The organism is Mucilaginibacter sp. PAMB04168 (assembly GCF_039634365.2).
Classification (GTDB): Bacteria; Bacteroidota; Bacteroidia; order Sphingobacteriales; family Sphingobacteriaceae; genus Mucilaginibacter.
This window is the reverse complement of sequence record NZ_CP155079.2, coordinates 5,263,977-5,281,191: the sequence shown is the minus strand read 5'-3', so window position 1 is coordinate 5,281,191 and position 17,215 is coordinate 5,263,977. Positions and strand designations below refer to the sequence as shown.

18 protein-coding genes and 1 tRNA gene are annotated in these 17,215 nt (G+C 44.5%); 5 read left to right on the top strand and 14 right to left on the bottom strand.

Going from position 1 to position 17,215, the window contains the following annotated elements:
• Positions 1 to 66 precede the first annotated feature (66 nt).
• On the bottom strand, positions 67 to 543 hold the full coding sequence (locus ABDD94_RS22225) for an Lrp/AsnC ligand binding domain-containing protein (protein WP_345949940.1): 477 nt from the start codon (positions 541 to 543) through the stop codon (positions 67 to 69).
• A 152-nt stretch (positions 544 to 695) separates the two neighbouring features.
• Between ABDD94_RS22225 and ABDD94_RS22220 the strand changes: the two genes are divergently transcribed.
• Positions 696 to 807 (top strand) — tRNA-Asp (locus ABDD94_RS22220).
• Positions 808 to 1,137: 330 nt separating this feature from the next.
• Here the strand turns inward: ABDD94_RS22220 and ABDD94_RS22215 are convergent.
• Complete coding sequence (locus tag ABDD94_RS22215; RefSeq protein WP_345954075.1) at positions 1,138 to 1,716, bottom strand: porin family protein; 579 nt, start codon at positions 1,714 to 1,716, stop codon at positions 1,138 to 1,140.
• Positions 1,717 to 1,831: 115 nt separating this feature from the next.
• Here ABDD94_RS22215 and ABDD94_RS22210 point away from each other — a divergent pair, with 115 nt between their 5' ends.
• From ABDD94_RS22210 to ABDD94_RS22200, 3 genes are all read left to right on the top strand, one after another.
• Positions 1,832 to 2,047 (top strand): hypothetical protein, encoded by a 216-nt coding sequence (locus tag ABDD94_RS22210; RefSeq protein WP_345949942.1) that lies wholly within the window; start codon positions 1,832 to 1,834, stop codon positions 2,045 to 2,047.
• A gap of 83 nt (positions 2,048 to 2,130) precedes the next feature.
• Positions 2,131 to 3,852 (top strand): S41 family peptidase, encoded by a 1,722-nt coding sequence (locus tag ABDD94_RS22205; RefSeq protein ID WP_345954074.1) that lies wholly within the window; start codon positions 2,131 to 2,133, stop codon positions 3,850 to 3,852.
• A gap of 92 nt (positions 3,853 to 3,944) precedes the next feature.
• Positions 3,945 to 4,448, top strand: coding sequence for a hypothetical protein (locus ABDD94_RS22200; RefSeq protein WP_345954073.1), 504 nt, complete (start codon positions 3,945 to 3,947; stop codon positions 4,446 to 4,448).
• Between the two features lie 492 nt (positions 4,449 to 4,940).
• On the opposite strand, the gene ABDD94_RS22195 is transcribed toward ABDD94_RS22200, so the two are convergent.
• The 10 genes from ABDD94_RS22195 to ABDD94_RS22150 form a co-directional block, all read right to left on the bottom strand.
• Positions 4,941 to 5,591, bottom strand: a complete 651-nt coding sequence (locus ABDD94_RS22195) for a hypothetical protein (protein WP_345954072.1) — start codon at positions 5,589 to 5,591, stop codon at positions 4,941 to 4,943.
• A 35-nt stretch (positions 5,592 to 5,626) separates the two neighbouring features.
• Positions 5,627 to 7,681 carry a prolyl oligopeptidase family serine peptidase gene (locus tag ABDD94_RS22190; RefSeq protein ID WP_345956004.1) on the bottom strand — a complete coding sequence of 685 codons (2,055 nt, stop codon included), beginning with the start codon at positions 7,679 to 7,681 and terminating at the stop codon, positions 5,627 to 5,629.
• A gap of 302 nt (positions 7,682 to 7,983) precedes the next feature.
• Entirely contained in the window at positions 7,984 to 8,994 is a 1,011-nt protein-coding gene (locus tag ABDD94_RS22185) for a ferredoxin--NADP reductase (protein WP_345954071.1), read from the bottom strand.
• The gene (locus tag ABDD94_RS22180; protein ID WP_345954070.1) at positions 8,994 to 9,992 is read right to left on the bottom strand and encodes a zinc-binding dehydrogenase; all 999 of its coding nucleotides are present in this window, start codon (positions 9,990 to 9,992) and stop codon (positions 8,994 to 8,996) included. Before ABDD94_RS22180 ends, ABDD94_RS22185 begins: the two co-directional genes overlap by 1 nt.
• A 9-nt stretch (positions 9,993 to 10,001) precedes the next feature.
• Positions 10,002 to 10,175, bottom strand: coding sequence for a phosphatidate cytidylyltransferase (locus ABDD94_RS22175; RefSeq protein WP_345949947.1), 174 nt, complete (start codon positions 10,173 to 10,175; stop codon positions 10,002 to 10,004).
• A gap of 140 nt (positions 10,176 to 10,315) precedes the next feature.
• Positions 10,316 to 10,930: a superoxide dismutase gene (locus ABDD94_RS22170; protein ID WP_345949948.1), complete on the bottom strand. Its 615-nt coding sequence runs from the start codon at positions 10,928 to 10,930 to the stop codon at positions 10,316 to 10,318.
• 78 nt (positions 10,931 to 11,008) lie between these two features.
• Positions 11,009 to 11,485 carry a nucleoside deaminase gene (locus ABDD94_RS22165; RefSeq protein WP_345949949.1) on the bottom strand — a complete coding sequence of 159 codons (477 nt, stop codon included), beginning with the start codon at positions 11,483 to 11,485 and terminating at the stop codon, positions 11,009 to 11,011.
• On the bottom strand, positions 11,485 to 11,820 hold the full coding sequence (locus ABDD94_RS22160; protein WP_345954069.1) for a tRNA-binding protein: 336 nt from the start codon (positions 11,818 to 11,820) through the stop codon (positions 11,485 to 11,487). The genes ABDD94_RS22165 and ABDD94_RS22160 overlap by 1 nt, the downstream gene beginning before the upstream one ends.
• A 191-nt stretch (positions 11,821 to 12,011) precedes the next feature.
• Positions 12,012 to 12,584 carry a peptide deformylase gene (gene def / locus ABDD94_RS22155; protein WP_345949951.1) on the bottom strand — a complete coding sequence of 191 codons (573 nt, stop codon included), beginning with the start codon at positions 12,582 to 12,584 and terminating at the stop codon, positions 12,012 to 12,014.
• Positions 12,585 to 12,789: 205 nt separating this feature from the next.
• Positions 12,790 to 14,019 (bottom strand): pitrilysin family protein, encoded by a 1,230-nt coding sequence (locus ABDD94_RS22150; RefSeq protein ID WP_345956003.1) that lies wholly within the window; start codon positions 14,017 to 14,019, stop codon positions 12,790 to 12,792.
• A gap of 95 nt (positions 14,020 to 14,114) precedes the next feature.
• Here ABDD94_RS22150 and hpt point away from each other — a divergent pair, with 95 nt between their 5' ends.
• Positions 14,115 to 14,648: a hypoxanthine phosphoribosyltransferase gene (gene hpt / locus ABDD94_RS22145; protein ID WP_345954068.1), complete on the top strand. Its 534-nt coding sequence runs from the start codon at positions 14,115 to 14,117 to the stop codon at positions 14,646 to 14,648.
• A gap of 125 nt (positions 14,649 to 14,773) precedes the next feature.
• On the opposite strand, the gene ABDD94_RS22140 is transcribed toward hpt, so the two are convergent.
• Both ABDD94_RS22140 and ABDD94_RS22135 read right to left on the bottom strand, forming a co-directional pair.
• Positions 14,774 to 14,911: a hypothetical protein gene (locus ABDD94_RS22140; protein ID WP_345954067.1), complete on the bottom strand. Its 138-nt coding sequence runs from the start codon at positions 14,909 to 14,911 to the stop codon at positions 14,774 to 14,776.
• A 123-nt stretch (positions 14,912 to 15,034) separates the two neighbouring features.
• On the bottom strand, positions 15,035 to 17,197 hold the full coding sequence (locus ABDD94_RS22135) for a xanthine dehydrogenase family protein molybdopterin-binding subunit (RefSeq protein WP_345954066.1): 2,163 nt from the start codon (positions 17,195 to 17,197) through the stop codon (positions 15,035 to 15,037).
• Positions 17,198 to 17,215: the final 18 nt, after the last annotated feature.

Sequence of the window (17,215 nt, the reverse complement as noted above, 5' to 3'; positions counted from 1 at the left end):
TTCAAAAATATTTCTCGCTACGGTTTGCGATGACTGTGCTTTTATAAATAAGTTGGCCGCTCAGTATTAATCTAAAGTAATCTGGCGCTTTATAGACTCTTCTAGCGAGATGAAGGTTTCGGTACGTGAAATGCCTGGTACGCTCTGTATGTTTTCATTCAAAACTTCGCGCAGGTGGTTAGTATCATGGCAAACTATCTTGGCAAAGATACTCCACTCGCCGGTGGTATAATGCAGTTCTACAATCTCATTAATTTCCTTTAGCTTTTTAACAGCTTCATGGTATTGTGACCCCTTTTCAAGATAAATACCTAAAAAAGCAGTTACATCAAATCCCAGTTTTTGAGGGTTTACCTCTAAACTAGCACCTTTAATTACGCCCATCTCTTCCAGTTTCTTCATCCGGACGTGTATGGTACCACCCGAAACAATCAGATCTTTAGCGATTTCAGTGTAAGGCGTGGTAGCATTTTTCATTAAAATAGAGAGAATTTGGATGTCCAAATTATCAATTTCTAAATTTTGGGCTTTTCTGTGCGGCATAAATTTGTATTTATCTATTTATACACAAGGATAATTAAAATTTGAATAAAAATGCAAATATTTTATTGAAATATTTGCAAGAAAAAGCTTTGGGCTTTAAATTTGTATTAAGCATATAAGATAATTACATGCTTGTTCTTTAAACAAAACAATGTTGGGTGGTGAAATTTTTGGCAGACACACCTCCTTGTCCCGGTGGCGGAGATAATGGGAAACCCGAAGCGGGCTAACCACTCTTTGAAGGTTCGAATCCTTCCCCAACAGCTCTTCTCATAATTTAGGTTTATAATTGGTTAGTAAAAGTCCCCTGCCCATCAGGGGGCTTTGCTGTTTTATAAGGTTTTTGTAAACTGGATTATCATTTTATTTCGTAATGATTCCTGGCTCTAAATAGTGCTCTTCATATTCGATCTTTTGCAACAGTATATTTTGGGGGTTTGCCTACGGCATCAATCATAAAAAAAAGCTGTCACCCCGAACTTAGGTGAGAGATCTTTCTGATGTAAAAGCTTATCGCTTTAAAAAAGATTTCTCGCTATCGTTCAAAGTGACAGCCTTAAAAGTCCCCTAGCTTTGGGGAGGATTTGCGGTTTGCTAAAGTATTTTAAAACCAATGCTCAACGCCCACAGGTTTACGCGCTGACCATATTTTTCATTTATCTTGGTAAGTCCGCCCTCGTAGCGTAAATCGGCAGTTATGTTACCAATATCCACTCCAGCGCCGGCCTGAAAGCCCAGGGTGCTGTTTTTATAATTGCCAAAATCATCAGCTACATTGCGCAGAGTGTTTTTATCGCTTAAATTATACGAATAAATTGGGCCGGCCATTGCACGTACGTTTAACGAACCAACGCTAACTAATTTTCTGCCTAATAAAACAGGCACGTTTAAAGTAGTAAATGTTACTTTACCGCTGGCGCTGGCTGTATTACCGGTGCCGCTGCCTTCAAACTTACCACCGCGGCTGCCTAAGTAAACTTCGGGCTGCAGGTACCATACATTACCAACCCGTGCAAATACACCGGCCTGGTAGCCTGCCGTGGTTGATTCACTAAGGTTATCCGTATTAATTTTCGAAAAGTTGACGCCGCCCTTTATACCAAAGGTACTTTGCGCTTTAGCACCTGCAATGGTAGCTGCTAAAAGGGCTAGGCTTAAGATGTATTTTTTCATGTGTAAATAATTTAAGTTAATTGTTAAGATGGTTATAATAGAAAATGGTTTAACATGCCGAACAGAATTTTTGTTGTAGTTACTGAGCCTTAGGTTTTTTTATATTTTTGTATCCATGGCACAAATCAGCATTAGCAACAAAGACTGGCCCCGGGTTAAAATTAAACTTCAGCGCAAATATAGAGATCTGAGCGATGATGAGCTGCAGTATAGCGAAGGTCAGGAAGAAAACTTAATTAACCGCCTGGCCGTCTTGGTGAATCGCGACCCCGAGTACGTAATATTTACCTTGAAAAAGGCCTTGGTTAATATTGATAATAACAGGCTCTGAAAAAATAAAAGCCCTTTTGAAAAACAGAAGGGCTTTTTTGTATCTTTAACATACATTGTTGCGTAACAGTGAGTTTGAAGGACATGAGCGTGAAGCATACCTATCGTAAAGCAGGTTTATTTGTTGGGGCCACCCTGCTGGCAGCTACCGTATTTAGTTTTAAGGATGATTTATTTCAGATCTCTAAAAATCTGGATGTTTTTGCCTCTGTATACAAAGAAGTAAACCTGAACTATGTGGACGATATTAATTCGGCCAAAATGGTTAAAACCGGAGTAGACGCTATGCTCAACGGGTTGGATCCTTACACCGAGTTTGTGCCCGAGTCTGAAATTGAAGATTACAAGCTGCATTATGTAAGCACCCAATATGGGGGCATTGGTACTTCCATTTTTTCGCGAAATGGCAAAGTGTACGTATCTGAGGTGTTTGAAGGTTTCCCTGCACAAAAAGCTGACATACGGGCAGGCGATCAGATTGTAAAGATTAACGAAATTGAACTTACCAGCCGCAACAGCGACCAGGTTAGCCAACTGCTTAAAGGCAGCAAAGGTGCAGGCATAAAATTGCAGATTAAACGGGGCGACGAACCCATCATAGAAAAGAGCCTGATTAGGGAAGAGATTAAGCAACCGAACGTATCCTATTATGGTATGGTTGATGGCAATATCGGCTATATAAAACTTGATAAGTTTCTGGAGAACTCTGCCGACGAGGTAACCAATGCTTTAATAAACATTAAGAAGAATAATCCTAATGGTATTATACTGGATCTGCGTTCAAACGGAGGTGGTATTTTACAGGAAGCTGTAAAGATTGTAAACCTGTTTGTACAAAAGGACATCGAAGTAGTATCTCAAAAAGGAAAGATCAAGGAGAAAAATTTTACTTATCGTACCGTTTCGGCTCCGCTTGAAGGCAACCTTCCACTAGTAGTGCTGGTAAACGGTCGTTCGGCATCTGCATCCGAAATTGTGGCCGGGGCATTGCAAGACCTTGACCGTGCGGTTATCATCGGTCAGCGCAGTTATGGCAAAGGGCTGGTACAGCAAACATTCAGTTTGCCTTACAGTAGCCTGGTAAAAATTACGATTGCCAAATACTTCATTCCATCGGGCCGTTGCGTGCAGGCGTTAGATTATGCACATCGGAAAGATGATGGCAGTGTAGTAAAAATGGCCGATTCATCGCTGCACGAATTTAAAACACATGCAGGCCGCTCTGTTTACGATGGAAGCGGTGTATTCCCCGACCTGGCAGTTAAACAAGAACGGTTTGCTGATGTAACCCAAACACTGGTAACCAAGTACCTTATATTTGACTATGCTAATGCGTACCGTAATACACATGCTAAAATTAACCAGGCAAAAACGTTTAGTTTGAACGATACTGAATATGCTGACTTTGTTAAATACCTCTCAGGCAAAAACTACAGCTACAACAGTGCCAGCGAAAAGATATTGGCTGCCTTGAAAACTGAGGCATCTAAAGACAAACAATACCCCGAGTTGCAGCCTGAGCTGGAAGCGTTAAAGAACAAACTGGCCAGCACCAAAAAGAATGATCTGCAGGTACATAAGTCTGAAATTAAGCAGATTCTGGAGAATGAAATTGCATCACGCTACTATTTTGAAAAAGGGCGATATGAGGCCAACTTTAAGTATGATAAGGAATTGGCCAAGGCCCTGGGGGTTTTGCAGGATAAAGCACTTATTGCATCCATACTTAAAGGCGAAGGCAACTATAAGGTAATAGGTAAACCACAAGTTACCCTGGCTGCCGCTAAGGTTGATGATAGTAATTAATTGTTGTAACAACAATTGTAACTAAAGAGATACAGCAGGTAGTTTAAACTATATTGCTGCAATGCTTGTCATACTATCAAATTTAAGATACTATGAAAAAGATCATCATTGCAGCCGCCATTTTAGTAAGTGGTCTTGCGTTCAATAAATCAGCCGATGCACAAATTAGGGTAAATGTTAATATTGGCAGCCAGCCAGATTGGGGCCCTGCTGGTTACGATTATGTAGATAATTATTACCTGCCCGATATTGATGCTTACTACTCGGTGCCTACCCATGAGTATGTATACTTAGATAATAACCGCTGGACCCGCTCACGCACCTTGCCAGCCCGTTACCGTAACTACGATATTTATAACAGCTACAAAGTAGTAGTTAACGACCGCAACCCATGGGAACGCGACAATACCTATCGTAGCCGCTACGCCAACTACCGTGGCCGTCATGACCAGGTGATTATTCGCAACAGCAAAGATGTAAAATATAAGAACCACGGCCGTAGCGTTGTGGTTAAAGAAAAAAAGGTAAAGTACAAAGGCAACAACGGCCGTGGTAACGGCTGGAACAATGGCAACGGTCATGGCCGTGGTCATTAAGCTATAACACTGTACCAAAACAAAAGCGCCGCTGTAAAGCGGCGCTTTTGTTTTATAATAATCTCCTCATGCGTCACTGCAAGGTACGAAGCAATCTCTGCTGAGGACAACGCTTGTGCGTGGTACTTTGTTAGTGCAAGCTGAAATTTCTTCAATGCTTTATTACTTACTTCGTCCGCTCATTGCCGCCGAGGCTAGTTCTTTTGGCATAGCCCCAAAAGGACCAAAAGTGCCTAGCTGTTGCGATCGCCTCACAGCCGCACTGGCTTTTACTCTGGCCAGGGCGCAATAGCGGGCCTCTCCGCTTTTTTCTATTGGTTTGCTTCCGTTCCATATTACTCAAAACTTCCTTGCCATGTCATTGCCAAGAGCGAACGTGAACTGGCAAACTCAGCTTGTGAGTCTTTATTGGTTAGGGCGGAATTGTGATGCGCAAATCTAAAGGTGCAAGCTACCAATAGGTATAATTTGCTGTATTGACAAATAATCAAATTAATTGGGCGCTCCTTCACATAAAAACTCTGAGATTGCAACATCGGCATATTTAGTCCCTGGATATACACTAACAATTTTGAATTTTAGCCGATCACCGTTTTTAATTTCATAGCGGGCTTTTAGGTTTTTATTGGCCCGTTTGTTTACAAAAAGCTTAGATAAATCAAAAGATTGATAATGCCAAGTATCCTTTAAATTGACATTGCAAACAGGTTGATCGTTAAAATAAATCAACAATGACTTAATCCGGGCATTTTCTTTCCAGGTCTTGTCAGATTTACAGTATCCATTAAACAAGTTGCAGATGCCTTGAAATTGATAGGCGCTTGAGTAGCTTGTGTTAGCAGGGTATTTAAACACAAATTCTATATAAGCATCAGATGTATTATTGAAGTTTTCGAAAACGTATGCGGTGTTTAAGTTATAATCTTGTATGTTTTTCTTGTTGTATTGATTATGTATCCCTGCTTTGTTGACTGTTGAGACAGTTAAGGTTTCACTCAAAGGCATTGACCAATTTCCCCAAAATTCGTTCTTTTTATATCCATTAATTGATTTTTCGAAATAATCGCTTGAACGATCAATGTAAGAATGCACCCAAGGAATGGGATTAGTAAACAAGAATAAAATACAGAAAAGTACTTTCATATTTTATATAAGTCGTTTTTGATGAAAATCAGCCTCTACTTATAATCCACTCCCATATTCATCAACATAAACGCCCACTTATCCGTCTCCTGCCCAATTATTTGCGCTGTTGAACGTCCGGCGCCATGGCCGGCGTTGGTTTCGATACGGATAAGTGTAGGAGCTTCGCCTTGTTGGTACTCCTGTAGCCGGGCAGCAAACTTAAAAGAGTGTGCAGGAACCACACGGTCGTCATGATCGGCAGTGGTAACCATAGTGGCAGGATAGCTGGCCGGCTTAAGTGCGTGGTAAGGCGAGTAGTGGTACAGGTACTCAAACATTTCGGGGCTGTCTTCGGCGGTGCCATAGTCATAAGCCCAGCCGGCGCCTGCTGTAAATTTATTATAACGCAGCATATCCATTACACCTACAGCCGGGAAGGCTACCTTACACAAGTCGGGGCGTTGCGTTATGGTAGCGCCTACAAGCAAACCACCGTTTGAGCCGCCTGCAATAGCCAAATAGTCTTTGGATGTATACTTACTTTGAATGAGGTACTCGGCCGCAGCAATAAAATCGTCAAATACGTTCTGCTTGCGCATCTTGGTGCCGGCTTTGTGCCAGGTTTCGCCATACTCGCCGCCGCCGCGCAGGTTTGGAACGGCGTAAACGCCGCCCTGCTCTAACAAAACAATATTAGAAGTGCTAAAGGCTGGCGTTAAGCTAACACCAAAGCCTCCGTAAGCATATAGCAAGGTTGGATTTTTGCCGTTAAGAACCGTACCCTTTTTATAAGTGATAATCATAGGCACCTTGGTTCCATCTTTTGATTTATAAAACACCTGCTTGCTTTCATACAACTCTGGGTTAAACTGCACTCCCGATTTCTTGTATACATCCGATTTCCCGGTAGCCAAATTGTACTTAAATATGGTTGATGGGTAAGTGTACGATGTAAAGGTATAGTAAATGTCTTTTTCCCCCTTCTTAGCGCTTAAGCCCGATGCCGTACCTACCGACGGTAATGCAACCGTATGCTCCAGCTTGCCGTTCATATCATATTGCTGTATCAGGGTGGTAGCATCTTTTAGGTAATGTGCAAACAGTTTGCCGCCAGCTGTCGAGACCTCCAGTACGTTTTTCGATTTAGGAATCAGGTCCTTCCAGTTGCTCGTTTGCGGATTTGCGGCATCAACCGTTACCAGCTTGTAAGTTGGGGCGTACAGGTTGGTATGGATATATAGCTTGTCGCCTGCGTTATCTACCACGTGGTGCACATTGTCCATATTATTCACCACGTTTACGATCGGGCTATTGGCCTTGCTAAGGTCCTGTATATATAGCTCATTGCCGGTGGTTGAGTTGGCAGCCGTAATTACCAGAAAGCGTTCATCTTCGGTAAGGTAAGCGCCAATGTAGCGGCGAGGCGTTTGCTCGCCGCCAAATATAAGCTTATCAGCACTTTGCGGCGTACCTACCTTATGGTAGTACAGCTTGTGGTACTGCGTCATGCCCGAAAGCTGACTACCTTCTTTTGGCTTATCGTAACTACTATAATAAAAACCCTCGTTACCCTTCCAGGCTATGCCCGAGAACTTGATGTCTTTGAGCATATCACCAACCACGCTCTTGTCGCTGGCTTTGATAACTACGGCGTTGGTCCAGTCGGAGCCGCCGGTGGAGAGCTGGTAAGCGGCCAGGCTGCCATCGGTAGTGAACGAGATACCCGCTAAAGACGTGGTGCCATCTTTAGAGAATTTGTTGGGATCCAAAAATACTTCGGGCTGGCCGCCCTCCGTTTGGCGGTACAGCACCGACTGACTTTGCAAACCATCATTCTTATAAAAGTAGGTGTAATTACCTTCCTTAAATGGTGCACTGTATTTTTCGTAGTTCCATAACATTTCAAGACGTTTGCGGATAGCCTCCCGGTAGGGTATCTGTGAGAGGTAGCCCTGTGTAACTTTGTTTTGCTCCACCACCCAGGCTTTGGTATCGGAGGCCTGGTCATCTTCCAGCCAGCGGTAGGGATCGGGTACGGTGGTGTCGAAATAGGTATCAGTTACAGTCCCTTTTTTAGTTTGCGGGTAGGCAGATGGTTTGATATTCATACGTTGGGCATAAGTAGTGCTGCAAAGCAAAGCAGCAGCTACCAGTAAACAGCTAAATTTGTTCATGGGTTTGCATTATTAACGGCAGCGTTGGGCCGGTTTGTATTAGCAAACACTAAATAACTGATTTTTAGGCTCAAGTACAACAGGGCGGATTTGAGGGTAGCGGAGTTTTAAACCAATGCCATGAAAGCTGAATGCACATGGTAATACAGTTTTCATACAAAACACCTCATTATCAATGAACAGAGCTCCGGAGCATATGTTGTTTGTATCGGCATAAATCAACGTTAAGGCGCACCTTACAATTCTAACACCACATCATCGCTGGCAGCATAACCGGTGCAGGTGAGTACCCAGCCCTGTTTTATTTCGGCATCAGTAAGTACTTCATTTTTAACAATGGTTACTTTTCCGCTTTTGCACTTTACAGCGCAGGCAGCACAAACGCCGCTACCACAACTATAAGGTAAGTGTAGCTGGTTTTGCAAAGCCGCCTGTAAAATCGTTTGGTTTTCGCCAGCCATCAGGTCATGCCACTCATTATGGAAATGTATACGCAGTTTGCGTGGCACAAAGTTATTAACTGCAGTGCTTTGCGGAACGGTTTCCAGTACAAAATTCTCTTTGTGGATGTATTCTGCAGCAATGTGCATATACAACAATGTAAGCCGCACCATGCGCATGTATGTGTAAGGTCCGCACAGGTAATATTTGGCTGTGGCAAAATCATTTGGGATGTATTTACGCACTAATTGTTCGGCTACAATGTTGTTAAGCCGTTTACCCTCCTCACTTACCAAATGTGTAATTGTTAACTGCTCGGGGTGCTGCTTACTGAGTTGTTCCAGATCATCCTTAAATATAACCGACTGCCAGCTCAGATTACTGTAAAATAAGAATATGCGACAATTAGTATGATGTTTTAGCAGGTACTTAATATGTGCATATACAGGTGAAATACCGCTGCCCGCGGCAAAATATACATAGGGTTTAATGGTTAAAGCTTCCGGGAGGTTAAAACGGCCTGCAGGTGGCACCACATTCCATATATCGCCAACCTTGGCGTAGGTATGCAGGTAGCGGGTTATTTCGCCGTTGGGTATACGCTTAATGGTGACGGCCAGCATATCCTCATCAGGCGAGGAACTGAGGGAGTAAGAACGCCGTATTTCCTCGCCATGATGATTGATAACCAGTGTAATAAACTGCCCTGCTTTATAAAGCACACGATGACCCGACACCTCCCTCAAATAAAAGGTTAGCGTATCGGCCGTTTCGCGTTTAATCGTTTCAACTCTTAATTGCAGCATCAGGACACCCGTAATACCAGTTTGCCAAATTGCGATGAGCTGCCCATTTTATCAACCGCTTTTTGTGCATCCTCCAAGGGGAACACTTCATCAACTACCGGAACTATCTGGTGTTCATTCACTAAATTCAGCATAGCCGTAAAATCATCAGGAGTACCCATCATGGTACCTAATAGCTGTATTTGTTTGGCAAAAAGCGTACGGGCATCCAATTCTGGGATGTTACCAGCCGTAGCACCAAAAAATACAATACGGGCGCCGGGGTTACATAAACCCGGCAGCTTGGCAAAATCTTTACCCAGGGCGCTGTCTATAATCACATCAAAGCCGCCGGCCAGGTGCTTCAGTTCTTCGGCCCAGTCCTGGGCTTTATAGTTTACGCCTGCAGTTGCACCCAGTTGCCTAGCGCGCTCAATTTTTTCGCCACTGCCCGAGGTAACAAATACCTGGCAACCTGCAGCTACGGCAAACTGGACCGCAAAAGTACCGGTACCCGCGCCTGCACCCACAATAAGCACTTTGTTGCCCGCTTTGGCACCACCTTTAGTGAAAAGCGCACGGTAGGCAGTTAAGCCAGCCAGCGGGATAGCCGCAGCTTGCTCAAACGTGAGGTGCGCTGGTTTAGCCTGCAGATATTCGGTTTTTACCTTAACATATTCGGCCATTGAGCCGTCTTCCGGCAGCCCCATTATTTTAAAGTCTTTACCCTGGTACGCCGGGTGATCGCCCCACTCGTGCCCCGGATTAATGATCACTTCCTTGCCCAGCCAGTATGGGTCGGTATCTGGCCCAACCTCGGTCACCACACCGGCACCGTCAGACCCTAAAATGGTAGGATACTTTATGCCGGCATATTTGCCGATGGTTATCCAGTAATCGCGCCGGTTTAAGGCTGCGGCTTTAATTTGCACCAATGCCTCGCCGGTGGCCAAGGATGGTTTATCAACTGCTTGTAGGGTAAGAGGCTGATCGGCCCCAACTAATACCATTGCTTTCATATGTAGAATTTAGCGGTTGCTGCCGCCACGAAATTTAAGAATGAGATAAATAATTAATATGACGATGAGTACAACGATACTAACGCCCACGTAGAAGCCGGCTTTAAATATGCCGCCCACAATTTCACAGCTGCTTAAAAACAGCAGCATAGAAAACAAGGTAGGGAAAACAAGCTTTTTCATACCTTAATTAATAGCAAAAGCGGCAGGATTGTTTATCCTGCCGCTTTTTTCTATTGAGCCGAAGCTTAAAGTTCTAGCCTTCGCATTGCTTTGTCCTCACAATAACAATGCTTTGGCTCTTGCTTCTTAAATTCTGATCCTTACTTTGCTTTTTTGTAAAGCTCAGCAACGTGGTTCCAGTTAATTACGTTCCAGATAGCTGCTAAGTAATCCGGGCGCTTGTTCTGGTATTTCAGATAGTAAGCGTGTTCCCAAACGTCGATACCTAAAATTGGCGTGCCTTTAACCGCAATTTCGGGCAGGTCCATTAATGGGTTGTCTTGGTTAGGTGTTGAGGTTACAGCCAGTTTTTTATCGGCAGTAACTACTAACCATGCCCAGCCTGAACCAAAACGGGTTGCACCAGCTTCGTTCATTTTGGTTTTCAGTTCATCAAACGAGCCGAAAGTGCTTTTAATAGCATCAGCCAGTTCGCCGGTTGGCTCGCCACCACCGTTTGGTGATAATAAAGTCCAGAATAAAGTATGGTTGTAATGGCCACCACCATTGTTACGTACAGCAGGCGGGAATTTAGAAATGTGCTTAACAATTTCTTCGATGCTGCTGGTTGCCTCAGGTTTGCCTTCCAAAGCTTTATTTAAGTTGGTAACATAAGCCTGGTGGTGCTTGCCATGGTGAATTTCCATAGTAGCTTTATCAATGTGCGGTTCCAGTGCGTCGGTAGCGTATGGTAACGCTGGTAATTCAAATGCCATATGACTAATTTTTAAGGTTAAATAAGATGTATCTCCACAAATATAAAGGGTTGACCCACATATTTGTTCAGATTATTGTTAAGTTTTGCTGCGTTTGCTCCTGAAGAATTCCCTAACCAGCTCGGCACATTCATTTTCGCGTATGCCGCCGGTAACAAGGGTTTTGGGATGCGTGATTTTTTGATTTAAACGACCAAAGCCCAGCCGCGTATCATAAGCGCCAAATACAATTTTACCTATTTGGAACCAATACGATGCTCCGGCACACATTACACAGGGCTCCATAGTAACATATAGCGTGCAGTCTTTTAAGTACTTACCTCCTAAATAGTTGGCAGCCGCAGTAAGAGCCTGCATTTCGGCGTGGGCCGATACATCGTTAAGGCGCTCGGTAAGGTTATGCCCCCTGCCAATAATCTTACCCTGGCAGGTTACAATAGCGCCAATTGGAATTTCATCTTCGCTATAGGCAAGCCTGGCCTCGCGCAGGGCCTCGTTCATGAAAAATTCATCGGGCGAAACCGAACTTTCGTTATCAAAACTTATAAATCGCATTAAATCAGTTTGCTGCCGTTGGGTACTGGCCTTTCAACGGTGGTTAAAACAATATCGCCATTGTGATCGGCTAACCCGGTAACCAAAAATTGCGACATAAAGTTTGCTATCTGTTTTTCGGGAAAATTAACTACGCCTAATATCTGGCGGCCTATCAATTCTTCTTTAGTATAATGTTTAGTGATCTGTGCGCTCGACCATTTAGTGCCAAGCGGACCAAAATCAACCTTTAATTTGTACGCCGGCTTGCGTGCCTGTGGAAAGTCATGCACTTCTAAAATAGTGCCTGCACGGAGCTCAACCTTTTCAAAATCGTTCCAGGTGATGGTTTGCATGGGGCAAATATAGATGATTAGGATACAGAGTTATGAACACCGATTGATCTATTGCAAGGCGTCTTTTTAGGTATAAACAACAATGTCATCCCGAATGATAGTGAGCGATCCTTTCCGAAGTACAAGTTTGTTGCATAGAAAAGATTTTTCATTATCACTAGAAATGACACGAGTTTTTAAAGCACCGGGGCTTACCGGCCTTTTTTAGCCGCCGGAAATTTCATTTTATAATCCACCTTCACTATCCCTCTCGAAATATCACCGAGGCGTTTTTCGAGCAGGCGTTTGCGCAGCGGGCTTAGTTTGTCTGTAAATAGTTTACCTTCAATATGATCGTACTCGTGTTGTATAATGCGCGCCGCCATACCTTTAAAGGTTTCCTCATGTTGTTGCATGTCCTCATTATAATAGGAAAGGCGTACAACCGGCTGGCGGTAAACGTCTTCGCGCACGTCGGGTATGCTCAGGCAACCTTCATTAAAGGCCCATTCTTCGCCTGTTTCTTCCAGTATTTGCGGGTTGATGAATGCCTTTTTAAAATCCTTTAATTCGGGCTCCTCATCATCAAAAGGGGTAGCGTCAACTACGAATAAACGCTTTGATAAGCCTACCTGGGGTGCAGCCAAACCCACGCCACGGGCGGCATACATAGTTTCATACATGTCAGCAACCAGCTGTTTTAAGCCAGCTATTTCTTCTGTCTCAAAATCAGTGGCTTTTTTTCTCAATACCGGATCCCCGTAAGCTACAATAGGCAATTTCATGCTGCAAAATTACAGATTTATGCTTGTGATAGAAAATTTACTAATTTGATAAATGATTAACATCGTGTCATTTCAACAATAGGAGCAATTTGGCCGCCGCCTTAATTGTTGAACGTATAGTGCACTGCGCCTAAAACCAATACACTTTGTGCCAACACAAGCGCAACTATAGTTTGCTTGTTAGAAGCGGCTAATGTTATTAAGCTTAATCTTTAGGCTCGAACAGCAGGGTTAACAGGCTTGCTTCATCAAACACCTCGTTGGTAATTTCCAGAATCTGCTCGGCTGTAACTATGTTTATCTTGTCAAATACTTGCTGCAAGGTATCGATACAGTTAAAATCGACCAGGCTTTTGGCCATGGAGATGATGAGGCTCAGGCGGTTTTCTTCGGCCAGTGCAATCTGGCCTATAAACTTTTGCTTGGCCTGGTGCAGTTGTAAGGCTCCCAGTTTGTTATCACGAAGCTTTTTGAGTTCCTTGTGGATAAGTTTCATGGCCTTAGCGGCCTTTTCCTCATCGGTGCCAAAATAAATTGAAAATATACCGGTATCGGTTAAAGGTGTATAGTTCGATTCGATGGTGTAAGCGATGCCATGCTTTTCCCTGATTTCGAGGTTAAGGCGGCTGCTCATGCCCATGCCACCCAGCAAATTGTTTACCAGTAGTAAGCCGCTTTTGTGCTGGTGGGCCGAATCATAAGCCAAACTACCAATAACGCCATGGGTTTGCGAAATAGGCTTTTGAAAACGCAGCAGCTCACCCTTAGGTTTACCCGGCTTTTGCCGAACCTTGGCCGATGTGTTGGCAGGCACAACCCCGAGGTACTTTTCGGCAAGTTTAATGAGTTTGTTAAAATCATAATCGCCAATTACGGCAAACACCATTTCGTGGGTGTTATAGGTGCTGGCTATAAACCCGGCAATATCTTCACGGTTTAATTGGTTAACCGATTCCTCGGTACCTAAAATGTTATTACTTAAAGCATGCCCTTTAAACAGCATGCCCTCAAAATCATCCTGAATGGCTTCCTCGGGCTGGTCCTGGTATGAGGCAATCTCGTCTAGTATTACGCTGCGTTCTTTTATCAGTTCCTCTTCAGGAAAGGTGGAGTGGAAGATAATATCTTCAAATAAATCCAGTGTGCGCTCCAGGTGCTGTTTGCGCAGGGAGGCGTGTATGCAGGTGTACTCTTTGGTGGTATAGGCGTTCAGGTCGGCCCCTACCAGCTCCAGCCGGTTTAATATCTGGTTGGTGTTGCGGCGCTCGGTTTGCTTAAATAACAGATGCTCAATAAAATGCGCCAGGCCATCTTTGTGCGGCTGCTCATCGCGCGCGCCGGCATTTATAACAAAGCAGGTATGGGTTATATTAGTTGCGGCATGCTTGTATAATAAGCGGATACCGTTTGGTAGGGTATGTACCTGATAATCTATCATGAAACGGCAAAGATACGCTAAATTATATCTTTTGCTGTGACAGGATTAAGTCAAGTAATACGTATAATTGTAAAGAAAATAGACGAGTGACCATGAAGATTGACGACCTGACATTCGAGCCGCTGATTGAAGAAGAAGCTATAGCCAAACGCATTAATTTACTGGGCGAACAGCTTAACACAGAGTATGCCGGCCGTACCCCTATCTTCATTGGTGTACTGAATGGCAGCTTTCTGTTTGTGGCCGATTTAATTAAGCAGATTACCATACCCTGTGAGGTAACTTTTACCAAACTGGCTTCTTATTATGGTGGCACCAGCACAACCCGCAAAATACGCGAGGATATTGACCTGAGTGTTGATATTAGCGGCCGGCACATCATCATTGTGGAAGACATTGTGGATACCGGCAATACCCTGAGCTATTTAATTGAAAAGTTAAAGCTGAACGCCCCGGCTTCTATACGTGTTTGTTCCCTCCTGCTCAAACCCGGTAAGCTCGAAATATCAATTGAAGAGTTACGCTACGTAGGCTTTGAAATTGATAACGAATTTGTGGTAGGTTACGGGCTGGATTATAAAGAACTGGGTCGCAACCTGAGAGATATATACCGGCTGATTAGTTAAAAGCACTGACTGTCCTTCTACCGGTTTAGTACCTTCGCTTAAACTGCCCCAATTTTAATTACGAAGTGTTCCAATTGTGTGAACCTTTTATCCCTAATTCTTACTGACTTTAGCTACTCATCCTTCTACCGGTTCTGCAAACCATTTAATAAAAAACCAACGGCCAGGCCTATACAAATACCAATAGCCAGTTTTCGGGTAGCAATGCCTATGGCCACGCCTATAATCAAGCCAATTGCTATGTAATTTCTGCGTGTTTGCATGGAACAAGATAAAATAAAAATGTCATTCCGGGCGGGAGCGGGAAATCCTTTCCATGCGATTAACGTTTGAAAAGATCTCTCACTGCCGTTCGGGATGACATCATTAATAGAACAACTCACAACTTATCCCATCACCTTATCAGGCGTAATAGGTAGCTCGCGAATGCGTTTGCCGGTGGCATTGTAAACGGCATTGGCTACTGCGGCCGACATGCCGATCAGTGCTATCTCGCCCATGCCTTTGGCACCCATAGGGTTTACCTTGTAATCGGGCTTATTTACAAAAAGTGCATCAATTTGCGGTATATCGGCGTGTACAGGTACGTGGTAACCGGCCAGGTCGGCATTTACGTACCGGCCAAAGCGATGATCAATTACCCCTTCTTCCATCAGGGCCATCCCAATACCACCAATGGCGCCACCCACTATTTGGCTGCGGGCTGTTTTAGGGCTCACAATATGGCCCGAATCGGCAACAGAAACCACTTTGTTAATGCGCACCACACCGGTAGTAGGGTGTACCTTTACCTGCACAAAATGTACCGAGTAAGAGTAGCTCGAGAAATTGCGCATTTCGGATGTACCTGATGAGGTTATAGTTACATCCAGCTGCGGCATGTTTTTATCCTTCAGTACCTGGGCATAATCGGGCTTATCGGTACCGCCGTTGCCTATTAGTTGTTGAAACTTTTCCTTAAGCGCCAAACAAGCTTCATGCACGGCCGAACCTACCGTTGAGGTTATCATAGATCCACCTTGTGTTGGTGATGGTGGCAGGGAGGAATCGCCCAGCTCGAACTTGATCTTGTTAACCGGAACAGTGGTAAACACTTCCGATGCAATCTGCGTCATGGCGGTGCCGGTACCTACACCTATATCGGTTACGGCGGTTTGCAGTAATAAGGTGCCATTAGCCAGCATAGTGGCCTTTACGGTTGCACGGCCGCGGCCTGCACCAAACACACCCGAACCCATGCCATAGCCAATCAGCCAGCCGTCTTCCTGTACCGACCGTGGCTTATTTTTACGGTTTTGCCAGCCAATTTTATCGGCTCCCATCTGGTAGGCTTCTTTTAGGTACTTGGTGCTGAACGGCTTACCATTTTCGGGATCGGTATCGGCGTGGTTGCGTACGCGAAACTCAATAGGATCCATGCCCAGCTTATCAGCCAGTTCATCAATGGCCGACTCTAGTGCAAAAGCGCCGGTAGCTTCACCCGGTCCGCGCATCCAGGTAGGCGTGTTTACATCAACTGGTACAATTTTATAAATGGTGCCTACGTTAGGACAGGCATACATAAAGCGGGTCATGTTTACGGTACCCTCGGTAAATTCCTCAAAGCTGGATGTTTGTGCCCGTGCCTCATGAATTATGCCGGTAAGCTTACCATCGGCAGTTGCACCAAGACTTACTTTTTGCCAGGTATAAGGACGGTAGCCTACGGTATAAAACTGCATTTCGCGAGGCAAAACCAGTTTAACCGGCCGTTTAACCATTTGGGCAGCCATAACGGTTGCAATTTCATGCGGCCAGGTACGCAGGGCATTGCCAAATGCGCCGCCTACAAACTTGGCGATCACCTGCACGTTATCAAGCGGCAATTTGAATGCTTGGGCTACGGCGTTTTGCGTTGATTTTACACCCTGGGTCTTATCATACACGGTAACCTTATCATCGGCTGTCCAGTGCGCAATAATGGCGCTCAGTTCCATAGGGTTATGTACCTCAATAGGCTGAATGTATTCCGTTTCGATTTTAACCGGGGCACTTTGCCATTCATCAGGGTTGCCGCGTTTGTAATCTGCAAAGCGGGGGCCTTTTGGTGTAGCGGCCTTATCTAACACTTTAGAAGTATCGGTTTGGTGCGCTTCCTTGGCATAATCTACTTTTACCAATGAGGCGGCGTGCGTAGCGCGTTCAAAGCTATCTGCAATCACCATGGCTACAGGCTGGCCGTTGTATTTAATGCTGTTATCCGCAAAAAATCTTAACGGTCCGCCGCCGGTAGGTGGCTTGCTGGGGTCTTTACCTGTTTCATAACCAGGTATTTTGGGGGCATTTAAATGCGTAATTACCATTAGCACGCCCGGTGCACGTTCTGCAGCTCTGGTGTCTATGGTTTTTACAGTGCCTTTAGTTATGGTGCTGGTTGTAAAAGCCGCATAGCTCATGCCCGGCACCTCAAATTCGGCAGCATATTTAGCGGCTCCTGTAACTTTCAGGCGGCCGTCTACCCGGTCAATGCCTTCGGTAAACGGGGGTATATTGAGGAGTTCTTTTTCCATTTTAGTTTGGTTCTGGCT